Annotated in this window: 14 protein-coding genes and 1 other RNA gene; 4 read left to right on the forward strand and 11 right to left on the reverse strand. The window is 32.5% G+C overall.

Going from position 1 to position 15,026, the window contains the following annotated elements:
• Positions 1–2 precede the first annotated feature (2 nt).
• The 3 genes from ACJJVJ_RS13840 to ACJJVJ_RS13850 are packed head-to-tail and all read left to right on the forward strand — an operon-like array spanning position 3 to position 6,071.
• Positions 3–3,128 (forward strand): type I restriction endonuclease subunit R, encoded by a 3,126-nt coding sequence (locus tag ACJJVJ_RS13840; protein WP_405370991.1) that lies wholly within the window; start codon positions 3–5, stop codon positions 3,126–3,128.
• A 24-nt stretch (positions 3,129–3,152) separates the two neighbouring features.
• Complete coding sequence (locus tag ACJJVJ_RS13845; protein ID WP_405370993.1) at positions 3,153–5,186, forward strand: hypothetical protein; 2,034 nt, start codon at positions 3,153–3,155, stop codon at positions 5,184–5,186.
• 15 nt (positions 5,187–5,201) lie between these two features.
• Positions 5,202–6,071 carry an Abi family protein gene (locus tag ACJJVJ_RS13850; protein WP_405370995.1) on the forward strand — a complete coding sequence of 290 codons (870 nt, stop codon included), beginning with the start codon at positions 5,202–5,204 and terminating at the stop codon, positions 6,069–6,071.
• 136 nt (positions 6,072–6,207) lie between these two features.
• On the opposite strand, the gene ACJJVJ_RS13855 is transcribed toward ACJJVJ_RS13850, so the two are convergent.
• A complete protein-coding gene (locus tag ACJJVJ_RS13855) occupies positions 6,208–6,528 on the reverse strand; it encodes a hypothetical protein (RefSeq protein WP_405370997.1) in 321 nt (106 codons plus the stop codon).
• A gap of 137 nt (positions 6,529–6,665) precedes the next feature.
• Between ACJJVJ_RS13855 and ACJJVJ_RS13860 the strand changes: the two genes are divergently transcribed.
• A complete protein-coding gene (locus tag ACJJVJ_RS13860; RefSeq protein WP_405370999.1) occupies positions 6,666–7,109 on the forward strand; it encodes a hypothetical protein in 444 nt (147 codons plus the stop codon).
• Between the two features lie 21 nt (positions 7,110–7,130).
• On the opposite strand, the gene ACJJVJ_RS13865 is transcribed toward ACJJVJ_RS13860, so the two are convergent.
• The 10 genes from ACJJVJ_RS13865 to ssrA form a co-directional block, all read right to left on the reverse strand.
• Entirely contained in the window at positions 7,131–7,475 is a 345-nt protein-coding gene (locus ACJJVJ_RS13865; RefSeq protein ID WP_405371001.1) for a hypothetical protein, read from the reverse strand.
• 37 nt (positions 7,476–7,512) lie between these two features.
• On the reverse strand, positions 7,513–7,845 hold the full coding sequence (locus ACJJVJ_RS13870; protein WP_405371003.1) for a hypothetical protein: 333 nt from the start codon (positions 7,843–7,845) through the stop codon (positions 7,513–7,515).
• A 359-nt stretch (positions 7,846–8,204) separates the two neighbouring features.
• On the reverse strand, positions 8,205–8,813 hold the full coding sequence (locus ACJJVJ_RS13875; protein WP_405371004.1) for a hypothetical protein: 609 nt from the start codon (positions 8,811–8,813) through the stop codon (positions 8,205–8,207).
• Positions 8,814–8,828: 15 nt separating this feature from the next.
• Positions 8,829–9,782, reverse strand: a complete 954-nt coding sequence (locus tag ACJJVJ_RS13880; RefSeq protein ID WP_405371006.1) for a relaxase/mobilization nuclease domain-containing protein — start codon at positions 9,780–9,782, stop codon at positions 8,829–8,831.
• Positions 9,782–10,081, reverse strand: coding sequence for a plasmid mobilization protein (locus tag ACJJVJ_RS13885; protein ID WP_405371008.1), 300 nt, complete (start codon positions 10,079–10,081; stop codon positions 9,782–9,784). Before ACJJVJ_RS13885 ends, ACJJVJ_RS13880 begins: the two co-directional genes overlap by 1 nt.
• Before the next feature lie 95 nt (positions 10,082–10,176).
• Entirely contained in the window at positions 10,177–11,121 is a 945-nt protein-coding gene (locus ACJJVJ_RS13890) for a toprim domain-containing protein (RefSeq protein WP_405371010.1), read from the reverse strand.
• Positions 11,122–11,261: 140 nt separating this feature from the next.
• The gene (locus ACJJVJ_RS13895) at positions 11,262–12,464 is read right to left on the reverse strand and encodes a primase-helicase family protein (protein WP_405371011.1); all 1,203 of its coding nucleotides are present in this window, start codon (positions 12,462–12,464) and stop codon (positions 11,262–11,264) included.
• 89 nt (positions 12,465–12,553) lie between these two features.
• On the reverse strand, positions 12,554–12,847 hold the full coding sequence (locus ACJJVJ_RS13900; protein WP_405371013.1) for a hypothetical protein: 294 nt from the start codon (positions 12,845–12,847) through the stop codon (positions 12,554–12,556).
• A gap of 71 nt (positions 12,848–12,918) precedes the next feature.
• Entirely contained in the window at positions 12,919–14,238 is a 1,320-nt protein-coding gene (locus tag ACJJVJ_RS13905) for a hypothetical protein (protein WP_405371015.1), read from the reverse strand.
• A gap of 154 nt (positions 14,239–14,392) precedes the next feature.
• Positions 14,393–14,792, reverse strand: a transfer-messenger RNA (tmRNA) gene (ssrA, locus tag ACJJVJ_RS13910).
• Between the last annotated feature and the right edge of the window lie 234 nt (positions 14,793–15,026).

The following is a 15,026-nucleotide window of genomic DNA, read 5'->3' on the forward strand; positions in this document are numbered from 1 at the left end:
ATATGACAACAATATTTCATAAAGAAAGTGATTTTGAAGCCGCTTTAATTGAGGCGCTATCTCATAAAGGTTGGGAAAGTGAGGTTATAAAAAACCCAACAGAAAAAGACTTACTGGATAATTGGGCAAGCATTCTTTTTGAGAACAACCGCGATATCGATAGGTTGAATGACCACTCATTAACCAGTGGCGAGATGCAACAAATACTGGAGCAAATTAATGAGCTGCGCACACCATTGCGATTAAACGGTTTTATAAATGGGAAAACGGTAACCATCACGCGCGATAATCAAAAGGATACTTTGCACTTTGGTAAAGAAGTAAGTTTAAAAATTTATGACCGTCACGAGATAGCAGCAGGACAAAGCAGGTATCAAATCGTACAACAACCCAGATTTGACAAAAAGAAAGCCATTTTAGGCGACCATCGCGGCGATGTAATGTTGCTTATAAACGGTATGCCATTGATACATATAGAGCTTAAACGCAGTAATGTGCCAGTAAGTCAAGCCTATAATCAAATAGAAAAATATGCTAAGGCTGGTAAGTTTTCTGGACTGTTTGCACTAGTGCAAGTATTTGTAGCGATGGAGCCTGAGCAAACCAAATACTTTGCAAATCCTGGTCCAGACGGCAAATTCAATAAAGACTTTTATTTCACTTGGGCAGACTTTAATAACGAGCCTATAAATAATTGGAGTGATATCGCAACCTCTTTACTATCTATACCAATGGCGCATCAGCTTATCGGTTTTTATACCGTACCAGATAGTAGTGATGGCGTACTTAAAGTAATGCGAAGTTATCAGTATTATGCTGCAAATGCCATTAGCGATAAAGTAGCTAAAACCGATTGGAAAAGTAAACAGGCACTTGGTGGTTATGTGTGGCACACCACAGGCTCTGGTAAAACAATGACCAGTTTTAAGAGCGCGCAACTTATAGCCAGCTCTAAAGATGCAGATAAAGTTATTTTCTTAATGGATCGTATTGAGTTAGGTACGCAATCCTTAAAAGAATACCGTGCTTTTTCTGATGATGATGAAGACGTACAAGCGACTGAAAATACAGGTGTATTGATTACCAAACTAAAAAGTGGTGATCCTGCAAATACACTTATCGTGACCTCTATCCAAAAGATGAGCCTCATCAACGAAGAAGAAGGCGCAAATGGAGCAGATATTAAAATAATGAACAGCAAGCGTATTGTTTTTATTATAGATGAAGCGCATCGTAGCACCTTTGGCGATATGTTGATTGTGATTAAGGAAACATTTCCTTGGGCAATTTTCTTTGGTTTTACAGGCACACCTATTGAAAAAGAGAACCAAAAGAAAATGAATACCACGAGTACCGTTTTTGGTAACGAGTTGCACCGCTACACGATTAGAGATGGTATCAGTGATAAAAACGTTTTAGGCTTTGATCCCTATAAAGTCTTAACCTATAAAGACAAAGATTTACGCACTGCTGTAGCGTTAGAAAAAGCAAAAGCACAAACCGTAGAAGAAGCACTTGCAGATACTAAAAAGAAGAAAATCTTCCTAAAGTATATGAATGATGTGGAGATGGCAGGCGCATATACAACTGCTGGAACTTATGAAACTGGTATTGAAGATCACATTCCAGAGTCACAATACGATAGATCACAGCACTATAATTTAGTGATAGAAGATATTTTGGACAACTGGTTGGTTTTGAGCCAGAATAGTAAATTTCACGCCATATTTGCCACCAGTAGTATCCCAATGGCAATAACCTATTATCGTGCGTTAAAAGCGGCTGCGCCACATTTAAAAATAACAGCATTGTTTGATCCTTCTATAGATAATAATGGTGGATCTGAATATAAAGAAGAAGCGCTTGTTGAAATTATCGAAGACTACAACGAGCGTTATGGTCAGGACTTTAAATTGCCCACCTTTGGTAAAATGAAAAAGGACATTGCTTCGAGAATGTCTCATAAACAACCTTATCAACGTATAGAAACAGCGCCCGAAAAACAGTTGGACATAATGATTGTGGTAGATCAAATGCTAACAGGTTTTGATAGTAAATGGGTAAACACGCTATATATGGATAAGCGTATGCAGTATGAAAATATCATACAAGCCTTCTCACGCACAAACCGTCTTTTTGGACCAGATAAGCCACACGGTACCATCCGATATTACCGCAGACCACACACTATGCATCGTAATATAAATTCGGCAATTAAATTGTATTCTGGAGATAAGGCAATCGGGCTATTTGTGCAGCACTTAGATTTTAATCTTAGTGTAATGAATGCTACCTATTCTGAAATAGAAGAGCTGTTTGATAGCGCAGGTGTTTCCAACTTTGAAAAGCTACCAGAAGATTTATCGGAACGTGGTCGTTTTGCAAAGCTGTTCAATGAGTTTAATACATTTATGGAAGCTGCAAGAGTACAAGGCTTTACTTGGAATACATTAGAATATATTTTTGGCAAAGGCAAAGACAGGAAAGTGATTCAACTTGCACTGGACGAAGACACCTACTTGATTCTTGTACTAAGATATAAGGAACTTTTAGGCATAGGTGGCGGTGGCGATTTTAGTTCACCTTATGAAATCAATGGACATCTAACAGAAATAGACACCGGTAAGATCGATGCAGATTATATGAACTCACGTTTTGAGAAGTACCTCAAAAAACTGCAAAGTAAAGACGTAAGTAAAGAAGAGCTTCAGCAAACTTTGAACGAGTTGCACAAGTCCTTTGCAAGCTTAACACAAGAGCAACAGAAGTACGCTAACTTGTTTTTGCACGATGTACAACGCGGTAATGCACAATTAGAAGCTGGCAAAACACTTAAAGATTACATAACTATCTACCAGTATAACGCAAAGAACGATCAGATTAAAAAAGTGGCTACCGTTTTAGGGTTAGACGAAACACGCTTACGCGAAATGATGGACTCTGGTCGTACAGAGAAGAATATAGATGAGTACGGACGTTTTTCAGACTTAAAAGACACCGTAGATAAAGACAAAGCAAAAGTTTACTTTGAAAAGACTGAAGGTACAGCGATACCAGCGTTTAAGGTAAATGTTAAAGTAGATAAACTGCTACAAAAATTTATTCTGGAAGGTGGGTTTGAGATTTAGAAGATATTAAATAAATAGAAGTTTATGAAATTAGATCATTTATACTCCTTAAGAAGAGAATTTACGGTTATAGGGCTTACAGGTAGAACAGGCTCAGGTTGCACTACAATTGCTAATTTGCTTTGTTCAGATTATAAAACACTAGAGGAGAAAGGTCTCAGAAAATTGGAAGATTTAGATTCAACCGATCTTTTTTATAGAAAATATTCTATTCTTAAAAAATACGTGAGTCACGGTGATAATTGGATTAGGTTTAGTAAGATTAAGTATAAAAATGTGATCATTTTATTTCTCTTTCATAAGCACGGCAATGATCTTAAATACCTTAAAAAATTACTTTCAAGTCTTTATAAAGAACACAAAAATGATGATAATAGCAAAGCTTTTCAAAACATCTTTCCTAAAATAACATCTATACATAAAGAATTTAAGAATACCATTAATAGATTGCAGAAACTAGATTCTTTGACAACCATTAGAGAGGAAGAAGAGTTAAAAGAACTTAGCACTATTTTTTTTGGCAAAAAATTCCGCAGTCTATGCTCGAAAATATTTGACGCACTTGGATCTGAAGGTCACTATCGAGGTACAAATATGTTACACCACATCGCTTGTAATATTCGACAATGTGGTGACCCAATTAAGACTGATAATGTAAGTGTCGAGTATATTTACACAATAGCATCCGTAATTAATAGAATTATTAAGGCTAAAAAACATACAGATGGAGAAAATTCTACAAAAATTGTAATTGACTCCTTGAGAAACTCTTTAGAAATTATGTTTTTTAAAGAGCGCTATTCTGCATTTTATATGTTGGCAACGAAAGATGTTTTAGAAAATTCTAAAACTCGTATAATAGATAGATTATCACATACAATTGAAGATCCTCAAGAGCAATCTGAAGTGGCTACCAAAATTTTAGAATTAGATGCAATAGAATATAAAACAGGGGATTTTGCAAAAGGAAAATTTTATGCTCCAGATGTAGAAAATTGTATTCAAAAAAGTGATTTTCATATTCTTAATCTTAAATTATCATTACTAGAGGACTTTTTAGAAAAGTATAAACCACCATTTGGTAAGCATAACTTTTTAACTAGGGAGGAACAGCTACTCAAATTGATTGCACTTATAAATCAACCTGGGATTATAACTCCCAGTGCAGTTGAAAGATGTATGCAAGTTGCAAACACCGCTAAGTTAAATTCTGGATGTATTTCAAGAAATGTTGGTGCTGCTATAACTGATGAAGCTTTTCACGTCAAATCTATTGGTTGGAACGACGTTGCAAAAGGTCATACTCCTTGTAATCTTAGAAACGTAGAAGATCTAATTAATAACGAAGATGAAGAATTATTGATAAAATCAAGGCATTATAGCCCTTTTGAAAAGGGCAATGTTTCTAGTAACTCAGCTTATAAGTATAAGGGTGATTCTCCGGGAGACTTTAAGGAAGCTATCAAAGATTACTTCGCCGATGCTCTAAATAAAAATAAACAAGACTTGAACGGTAAAAATTGTTCATTTTGTTTCAAAACAGTACATAATCATTACGAAGGAGAAGCTAATCAAGTACATACTCGTTCATTACACGCAGAAGAAAATGCTATGCTTCAAATAACTAAGTTAGGAGGTCAAGGAGTCGCTAAAGGCATACTTTTTACTACTGCAAGTCCTTGTGAGTTGTGCTCAAAAAAAGCCTATCAATTAGGTATAAGGAAGATTTTCTATATTGACCCTTATCCAGGTATATCAAATGATCAAATACTTACTGGTGGAAGAGAAGATACAGTACCTGTAATGATGCCTTTTTCTGGTGGTATTGGTAATGCTTATCATAAGTTATATGATTCATTTATGTCATATAAAGATGAAGTTTCGATGACTTTAGAGAACAAATCCAAAAACAAAGTAGGTATTCAGTTCAAATATCTTTTGAATTCGCTAAAAAATCAAAGTGACGAAATAAAGGAGATACTAGAATCGAATGAGAATTTTACTGATGAAGAAGTTATTGAACTTTTGTCTAGATCATTAAAAAATAAAAACATTTAAAATAGCAAGATTAGAATGGGAAGAAAGGCCACAAGTATAGACCGTCAGATTGAGCTTCTTCAAGAACGCGGTATGGTGTTAGATTATGAAGTATCCAAAATCAAAGAGTTTCTTTTAGATATAGGATATTACCGTCTTGGCTTCTATTGGCAACCATTTGAAATTGACGCAAAGCATACTTTGAAACCTGATACAAAATTTTCAGATATCATCGCTCTTTATTATTTAGATGTCGACTTGCGTAACATACTTTCTAGATATATGAATCGTATTGAAATCAATTTTAGAACAAAACTGGTGTATTATGTATCCAATAAATACAAGACATCTCCAACTTGGTTTGTAGATGCTTCCGCAATGTCTAATACCTATATTCAGAATTTTGGCAAGTATTATGATGATGAATTTATTAGAAATAATAAACCTATAAAAAATCATCATAAAAATTATATCAATGATAGATATGCGCCAGCGTGGAAAACTATTGAGTTTTTTACTTTTGGTGGAATACTTAAAACATTTACATCTCTAAAGGACGAAGAGATAAAAAAGAGAATTGCCGGTTGCTACGATATTAGAGATGTAAAAAAATTCATCAACTTTATGACCACTATTAAACAAGTTAGAAATGTCTGTGCACACAGTGCCGTAATTTTTGATTTTCATACACCAAAAGGTATAAATCGTATTCCAGCATTTGAATTCAATAATGATAATAGACACTCTCTTGACTCGTCTATAAAAGTTATTCTCTATATCTTATCACAAATATCTACAACACGCCACGATGAAATGCAGGAAGACATTCAAAGATTATTCAACAAACACGCTGAAAATCAAGTGTTGAAACATATTATTGAGTCAAAAATGGGATATAATTTTTAGTTTGGAATATATTTTGCTATCTTTAAAATGCTGTATATATTTGCAGCCCAGTGCCCGACTATACATTGTGCTATAGTTCTGCACTATAAAATAATAAAGAATAAGCCCGCACTTGCTGCGGGCTTTTTAATTCCCACTACCCAATCCGTCTTTTAAACTCCGTAATAAAAGCCTGCTTCATCCCACTACTTTTATAAAAATTTAAAAAGCCTTCCAGATTAATTTTAGTCTTGATGTGTTCCGCTTTTTCTTTAGTCATAGCAATGAAGTAGCTGTGTAAAGAATCCTTGAGTGTTTTCCCGTTAGGCATCTTGCGATAGGTTTTACCAAATTCATCTTTCATTCCAGTTTCTTGCTTCATTTCAAGCTCGTAGGCACGTTCAAAGTTGAGCATGGTGCGAAGTGTCATAATATCTTCCGTGTCGTCGTCTCCAGCTTCTTTACCTTCATATTTCAAAATAGATTTACGAATGGTTAAACAGATATCTACTACTGCAGGATAAACGAGCTGTCGCTCTAAGGTTTCATTAAACCCATAAGGAGGAAATAGAGGAAAGAATTCACCTAAATCAAGTCCATTTAAAAGTAGAAACTTTGGTTCAAAGGGAAAGAATTAAAACTTTATTAAATGCTCGTGATAATAAATACTTTGGATCATTTTTTAAAGATAATGGTCTGAGTGGACGGCGAAATTTTACCTTATTAGAAACCTATAAGATTTTGGAATTTTGGCAAGGAGAAGGTAATTGGGGTAGATTAAAAGCAATAAAAAAGAAGAAAATAGCAGGAATACTTCACAATAAGAATTATGAAAGGACTGCTGATGAGTTTAAAGCAGCCCTAGGTTCTGATAGTTATAAAACAAACCTAATAAGTCCTAAAAATATAAAAAAGGTTATCGCTCATATCGATTTGACAGAAGAAAATCAAGTAGAGGACTTAATAGGGTACAAAGAAACTAAAACTCAATTCCTATGGGCGTTTGGTATCCTCGTACTTGTTTTTCATCTGGAGCAGTTAGAGTTAAAACAGCATTAAATAATGCTATTAATCAAGGCCTTAAAACCCTTCATCCTCAAATTCGTCAATTTGTTCAATCGAAATATTCATGCCAGCCAATAGATCTTTAAGCGATAAAACAAAATCCAGCTGCATTGATAAACAGACGTATTGTTCCATTAAATCTATATCCTCATTTGATTCACAAAAACTTTTATAAACTTCATATTCCTGGTTTTCTAATTCTTCTATATCAGTAATCTCCCCAAACTCGCAATAGATAATATTAGTTATGTAGTCATCAAAGGAAGCTTCACTTGTTAATCCTTCAAAAGAGTAATTAATATTTATACTACAAGATGCTCGTTTCTCCAGTTCTTCAATGTATGTTAATGCATTTTTCATATGTTCATTTATATATTAAGACAATTCGTTTATAGATTTAGATCTTGTAATAATCGTCATAATTTCTTATTTCTATATCTGCTCTTTGCTCGCCTTCTTTTTCTAAGGCTTTAAATATAGCGAGATTTACAAAGTCGTAAAATTTGATGTTTTTTTGATCACAGAATTTTTGGATATCTTTTTGAAGTATAGGTGATATTCCTTTAATAGTTTCATTTATAGGGTAATAAACTTTAGGAAGTTTGTGACTATACTGACCACAAAGATCTACTCCTGTATAAAAATTATATTCATAACCATATGTTTTTTGATTATAAAGGTAGTCATCCAACATCGAGGAACAACTTTTTAAAAGTCTAAATTCGTGCATTCCACTGAAATTTATTTCCGGATCCCATATGGCTTTCCATTTCTTGGAGATGTCTAATAAATTTTTTTCAAGTAATAATATTGTTGAATTATTGGTATGTGTTATTATATTAATACGTTCATGATGAACTCTAAATCCAGTAGAGTTCTCTATACTGCTTATTCTTTGCTTTAAATTTCTGGTAACACCTATCTTCATAATATGCTTTTGTTTACTGTGAAAACTGGCGAGTTTTAAAACCAAATCAGAAGCTAAACGCTTTCAATATTTTAAATCAATTTACTGATAAATTGATAGGCTAAATTTAATAAATGTTATTAGATCAACCCTAATGCTTGAAGTATTTCTTTGTTGTTTTATTAGTTATTTATAATTAATTCTATTGTTTCTAAAAAGGAAGGTTCTTTTTTATTGGATGACCATGAGTGATATTCTTTAAGAGCATTTGGTGAACTTTCTAAGAATAAAGAAAAATCTTTGTTAGCAATTTGTACTCCTTCTTTTCTTCCGCTTTCAAATGCATCTCTACTTCTCTCTATAGAGAAGAACATTAAGGTGGCTAGACCTAGACCTACGACATAAGGATAGAATCTCAAATACCATACTTTATCCACTATTGTTTGATTTATATTTTTGAGATCATTTAAAGTACTATAAGTCGATCCAGAAAGTTGAAGAATAGTTTCTGCTTTGTCATTTTTAATTTGATGGCCTAATACTTTTTTGATCCATAAGAAGTCTTCAAACGCTTTTGTTCGTGAGAGTTTAATTTCTTTGTCTAGCCTTAACTGGTTTTTTTGTAAGTTCTCTTTTGCTGAGTCTAGTTGATTTGCAATACTACTCTTGAAGGTAGATAATTCACTTTTAGTAGTTAGTTTTTCAATACTCAGACTATTTACCTGTTCTGAAATCTTTAATAGATTTTCTAATAGAATCTCTTGATTCTGTTCTGCTTTTGTTTTTGCCATAATTTTTAATTTTAATTATATTGATCTTCCCCTACGTTTTTTCTTCTTTCTCTTCTTTTTAATGATTTCATCATCACCTGGTCCAAAATCCTGAACTTGGTCACTTGGAACGATAGGAGAACTGTAAGAACTTGTATAGCTATCTAACTGTTCTAAAATGTCATTTTGATTTCCTTTAGCACCATAACTACCATTATAAGATCTAAAATTCTGTTTTTTCAATTCGTTGTTATTCATAGAAGGAAATAAGACTTTGTTCAAATTGACTAAACTCATAGATCGATGAATTTGACTTGCTTTGAATGAGATACCATTCTTCTCATATCTGAAGCCATTGAGATGACCATTTTTACTTGTAACCGCTAGTACCTTTATGTCCGCTTTCGCGAAAGCGGAAACATATTCAGAATAACTACTAGGTTTAATTTTATCTAATACAAAACAATGATGCTTGTAAATTGATGCTCTAATATCTCTGTGGTCACTCTTCAGCTTTTCTTCACGATCTTTCTTGATTTGTTTCGGACGCTCAATACCATATTTAATATTTAATCGATCAGCTGCTATACCACACTCTGATCCAATGAAGGAATCCTTATATGCTTCACCTTTAAAATTTATCCTGTTTATATATAAATGAACATGATCATGATTTTTATCAAAATGCCTAAATCCTATATGTTGATGCTCTTCAAGATTCATTTCCTCTATAAAATCTTTGATGTATTGTTTCCATTCTTTTTTGGTAAAATGATTGTTCGCTTTGTTAGATCTGGAAAGCACAACACTAATGGTGTTTTTATCACAATTACTATTTGTGGACTGTACTAATTTGAACATTTCTGCAGCCTCTTTTGGGGAATTAGCTATCATATGCTTTTGAGAAATAACGGTTGCATTTTTCTCTTTTTCATTCCATCCATATCCCATACTTTCTGAAGTGTGGGATATACATTTTGCAAGTGCCATCATCTGAAATTTTGAATTATTATTTCTCTCAATTCTTTTATTAAAACACTGACTTCTTCAGAAATTTTTGGATCTCTTTTTTTGAATAGATTACTAATACTTTGCCATCTGTTCGACTCGATTAATAGTTTTTTCATTAAGTCTAAATCTTTATTTGATAGCTTTGGATCGAGATGCTGTCCATCTAATTTTTTTCTTACAAACTCAGCAAGACTTATTCTATTTTTCTTAGCAATTTTCATATACCGAGCATGTTCTAATGCTGTCACTCTTAACTGAATTCTCTTTGAACGTTTCATGATTTTTTTGTTTTTAAATGCCGACCATCGGGAGCATTTCGAGTTCGTTTAGATGGTCACTTTTGTGAGCCTCTAAACACTACTCGAATTACCTCTCAATTCAATTTTTTTCGGTTCACTAAGAAATCATTTAAGTCTTTAAAACCTTCAAAGTATTTTCTATAATCTTTAAAATCACAAATCATATTTTTTCTTAATAGAAGAGTCGTTTTTTCTCCCGCTTCATCGTTATCTAAAAAAGTTTTTACTCTCTCGTATTTCTTAATATCCTCAAAACATTTTCGAACTAGAGAAGTGCTATTTAGAATCATATAATCTTCAACAGGTTTTTCTTTTTTTAAAGTGAGGTAAGAAAGAAAGTCCGACCAAGATTCAAAAAGGGAAAGTGTTTTTGATTCTTGAGAAATAGTTGTAATAAACTTTCTCCCTAAGCATCCTTTGAAATATCTATTTCTTATTTCATAGCCATTTAAATCATTTTTAAATCCTATTCCATAATAGGTTTTGTCAGATGAGAATTGATAATGTATTTGACAGCAAAATTGCTTTGCAATAGCCAAGTCAATTTTTCTTTCCTTTAAATATTCTAGTAAAGCTGGACTAGATAATGGTCTGATAGCTTTAATCAAGTATTTGGGTTCAATATTTATTTGTGGAATAGTAGTTTGCTCTTGAAAAGAAAAAGACTCCTTAGAGAGTTCGTTTAGAGCTTCAGCTACATTGCAGTTTCTGATTTTCATTACTAGATCGATAATTGTACCTCCAATACCTTCTCCGAAGTCATAATAAAGATTCTTCATATGATCTACTTTAAATGATGCTGTTGATTCTGTCCTGAATGGTGACAGATACCAAGATTCATTATCGGTATCTTTTTCAGGTTTTAAACCAATACTTGATAGGTAATGTATAATGGATATGTTTTTTGCTTCTTTACAATTCATTGTATGATATGTTTTGAGTTCTAATAAAGTGATGATTTTGATGATTTGATGATTTCCGGCTTGAATCCCTTTGTAATACTGATTTTTTGTCATCATCAAAGCATCATCATTGATGGTTAAGTTTTCTGATTGAAGAGCCTTTCATTATTCAAATGATGATTTGATGATGTGTTGATGACGGATTGATGATGACCTCTATCTCTTATTATTACTGATTCTAGAGTATATATAGAATGCTAGGTCATCAAATCATCAAATTTTTCTATCAGGAAACTTTTAGTAATGGTGAAATAGCGTCCTTTTGCTTTTTTCAGCTTTAGATGTTTTTCTTTATCGTAATAGAATTTGGAATAATTATAAGAGTTGTCTTTCCCTTCCAAAGACCACTCTTTTTGAATGGTTTTTCTAATTTCAGCTAGAGTAATATTATTTCTGAACTTGCTTAGGCCATCAGCTAAATCTCCTACTATGAATTGTAGCTCATTAACATCTAGCGATTCCATAACAGTGAATAGAAAATGAGCAATTTCATTTCCTACTTTATCTCTGCTGTTGTTTTTTAAAGCTTGTAAGGCTGGAGTAAAGATTTGTTCTGGAGTAAACCAGGACCTTGTTTTATTTTCACTAGCAAATTTCCTTTCTATTATAAAGTTTAGAAAAGCTGGTATTTCCTCAATCACTTTTTTTAGAAAATGAACATCTTCTGTTTTGAGAACAGGAAGTTTACGTACCCAGAGTCTAGTTTCTTCCTGATCAATTTTCATAAATGAATCTACTCTGTTGCTGGTTAATACAAAGTGTCCAAAAAAATCTACTTCATATTTCTCTTTTCCCTTTGCCTCAATCTTATTCTTGTTTGAGGTAGATAAGTGTTTGATTTTTTCAACTGTTTCAGCTTTATCAAAGAAAGCTTCGTCACAGGCAAGAATTAACTTGTTTCCCCAATCTAAATTGAAATTGCCACTCATTGAATGGCTATCCAAATAAGTCATATTGTACCCAAACACTTCTTTTAGATACTTTAGAAAAGAGGTTTTTCCAGTAGATCTTTCTCGACTGACCAGACATAGAATAGGTAAGTTTTGTGTTGGTTTTTCATATAATAATTTGAAATAATCTAGTCCAAACTCTACTTGATCACCAAAAATGTGTTTAAAAAAGCCAATAGTTGAGTCACAACTTCCTTTCTCAGGTTTCCATTTAAATGGAGAGTAGGTATTGTAGAATCCATGAATATCCTTTTGAAAATTGAAATGATCTGGAAAGCATACTTTTCCTAAATATTTGGGAATGTCATGTAGATATTTAGAGTTATGATCTAGTTTTATCGTATTGATGCTCCATTCTAGTAAAGCTTCATTTAGTTCATTATTCAACGTCGGGATTTGTACAATTCTATAATAGGATGTACCTATCCTTAAATATGGTATATCTGACATATTTAGTGATTATTTCCGTAAATTTGTCATCTACGGCAGTTAGTAGGTGTTGATAGAAATACAAAAGGCTTAAAAGTTGTGATGAACTTTTAAGCCTTTCTTTTGTATTTAAAATTAATTAAAGAGTTGTCCTCTTTTGAGAAGATCTGGTAATGGTGGATCAGTATTTTCTTAGGCCCAAAGTTCTGAGCTTGAATCCACCCTTTCTCAATGTAGTTGTCCACACTTTGAACTGAGGAGTTAGTTAAGTCGGCAACTTCCTTTCTCGTGTAATACTTTAAAGAATAATCTTCTTTCGGAGCGTTTTTGATACTTAAGAGAAGTTTTTTCATCTCAGCGAGCTCGTTAAAGATAGGAGTGAATGGGTTGACATTTGTAGACATGTTGAATTGTTTTTATTGTTTAACACAACAAATTTCCTTCAAATGGTATAATTAAGATATCAATTTTTCTGTCACGGAGTTTTATTTAACATAATAAGATCTTTAAATAAATGTTGATATAAGCAGTTGCTATCAATTTTAGGTAAATGACTTATTTTAAACCCATTCCAATTATCACTACTTAAAGATCCTCCTCTTATTTTAAAATTTTCATTGAAGAGATCATATATTTTTGTTTTCCCAGCATTTGCTGGGAGTTCATATTTTCTTTGAAAGTAAACTATCATAGTTTGATATGCTTGACGTTCCGTCAAAGGATAATCTTCAAAACGTATTTTGTTATTAATTCGATCAAAATAGTCAAGTTTTTTCACTGCTTCATAAAATTCAGGAAATCCCTTTTCAACTATAGAGTTTGCTTCTATTATTGAGAGCTTCTCATCAGTTTTATTCATATACATTCTAGGGAGTTCAAGAAACTGGTTCTTCAAAGTCATCATACTTGCATTAATAATTAAAATTGAGGATTCTAATTTTATATTTTTTGAATGAACTAGGTTTTTTAATGCCTTTACATTTTTAATTTGTTGTAAATGTTTTGAATCAGCATTCTTATTTAAAGAGCTGATATCAGTTTCTAATTTTGAATTTTCTGAATGGATTAGGTTTTTTAATTCCTTTACATTATTAATTTGCTCTAAGTGTTTTGAATTAACCTTCTTATTTAAAGAGCTGATATCAGTTTCTAATTTTGAATTTTCTGAATGGATTAGGTTTTTTAATTCCTTTACATTATTAATTTGCTCTAAGTGTTTTGAATTAACCTTCTTATTTAAAGAGCTGATATCAGTTTCTAATTTTGAATTTTCTGAATGGATTAGGTTTTTTAATTCCTTTACATTATTAATTTGCTCTAAGTGTTTTGAATTAACCTTCTTATTTAAAGAGCTGATATCAGTTTCTAATTGAGTATTTTTTCTATTGGATAGGTCAATTGTAGCGTATAAATCGCTTCCCATATTATTTAATTCAACTGTAATAGATTCAGTTTTAATATCCAGAGTATCTAATCTCTTAGCATTTTTATCTTCTAAATTTTCTGTTTTCTCTTTCGCTTTATTTTTACAAAAATCATCGAAAAGGAGAGTTGAAAGAATTAGTAAAAATATACCAGCGTAAATAGAAAGTTTTGATAAAATCTCATAATCCTTGGTGAAATATTGACTGAACAATGTTAAACTTACTGTTAATAGACTAAGACTAAAAATCAAAGAATAGTATGATTTCTTATTTCTCAACAATCTTTGCGTAAAAACAGGAGAGATTGAGTTGAGAAGTACATAAAAAGAGAATATAGCGGTGTGCTGATTTATCGTATTTAGTTTGAGCATAATCTTACTACTTATAAGGTGTTATAAAACTAAAACTACTAAATTCGCATCATATAACAAAGCGACTAAGCTAGATATCGTATAGATGTGATTTACAGCTATTTTTACAGCTCAAAAAGAAAAGCCTCGTAAACACTGGGCTTACGAGACTTTAAAGTGGAGTCGGAGAGAATCGAACTCTCGTCCAAACGAGCGAATTCATCGCTTTCTACATGTTTAGTTCTTAATTAATTTCAGTCGTAAGGCCGGTCAAGAACTACCAATTTTACGCTTGTCTTCAATTGAGTTTCTCCTCATCATCAAAGCCCTGATGAGAATAGATTTACTTTTACGAAATCTCATAATCAGTCGCCGTAAATCAAGGCTCCTGAGAGATTTCCTGCTTGTCTACCTAGTAGACCGAGGCACTATCCTACTGTAATTCGGATTATGCAGCTAGGGCGTAGTTATTCTCGCCGTTTAAAAAAGTTTGAAAAATGAGATTTAAGAGCTGTTTCCCAGCGCTCTACATGCTTACAATCAAGTCGGTCTCGCTGTCAAAACCAGTCGACCCCATTTTTTTTTCATTCTCATTAATGATAAAAAGAAAATGAATCACCTGTTTTAAAATGCTCGTATAAAACTTACATTTCAAAACACGGATGGCAAATATAAGAATCTACCACACATACTACTGTAAAAACTATGCCAAATACTTACATAAAAAAAATCCCAGTTAATTAAAACTGGGATTTAAAATTGAAACTAGTTAAACAGACTAATAGTCTCAATCGAGGGGAAAGCTATTA

The organism is Nonlabens sp. Asnod2-A12 (genome assembly GCF_045063745.1).
GTDB lineage: Bacteria > Bacteroidota > Bacteroidia > Flavobacteriales > Flavobacteriaceae > Nonlabens > Nonlabens xylanidelens.

Coding starts and splice junctions, on each gene's coding strand:
- ACJJVJ_RS13840 (WP_405370991.1), top strand. CDS start 3: ATGACAACAATATTTCATAAAGAAAGTGATTTTGAAGCCGCTTTAATT.
- ACJJVJ_RS13845 (WP_405370993.1), top strand. CDS start 3,153: ATGAAATTAGATCATTTATACTCCTTAAGAAGAGAATTTACGGTTATA.
- ACJJVJ_RS13850 (WP_405370995.1), top strand. CDS start 5,202: ATGGGAAGAAAGGCCACAAGTATAGACCGTCAGATTGAGCTTCTTCAA.
- ACJJVJ_RS13865 (WP_405371001.1), bottom strand. CDS start 7,475: ATGAAAAATGCATTAACATACATTGAAGAACTGGAGAAACGAGCATCT.
- ACJJVJ_RS13870 (WP_405371003.1), bottom strand. CDS start 7,845: ATGCACGAATTTAGACTTTTAAAAAGTTGTTCCTCGATGTTGGATGAC.
- ACJJVJ_RS13875 (WP_405371004.1), bottom strand. CDS start 8,813: ATGGCAAAAACAAAAGCAGAACAGAATCAAGAGATTCTATTAGAAAAT.
- ACJJVJ_RS13880 (WP_405371006.1), bottom strand. CDS start 9,782: ATGGCACTTGCAAAATGTATATCCCACACTTCAGAAAGTATGGGATAT.
- ACJJVJ_RS13885 (WP_405371008.1), bottom strand. CDS start 10,081: ATGAAACGTTCAAAGAGAATTCAGTTAAGAGTGACAGCATTAGAACAT.
- ACJJVJ_RS13890 (WP_405371010.1), bottom strand. CDS start 11,121: ATGATGACAAAAAATCAGTATTACAAAGGGATTCAAGCCGGAAATCAT.
- ACJJVJ_RS13895 (WP_405371011.1), bottom strand. CDS start 12,464: ATGTCAGATATACCATATTTAAGGATAGGTACATCCTATTATAGAATT.
- ACJJVJ_RS13900 (WP_405371013.1), bottom strand. CDS start 12,847: ATGTCTACAAATGTCAACCCATTCACTCCTATCTTTAACGAGCTCGCT.
- ACJJVJ_RS13905 (WP_405371015.1), bottom strand. CDS start 14,238: ATGCTCAAACTAAATACGATAAATCAGCACACCGCTATATTCTCTTTT.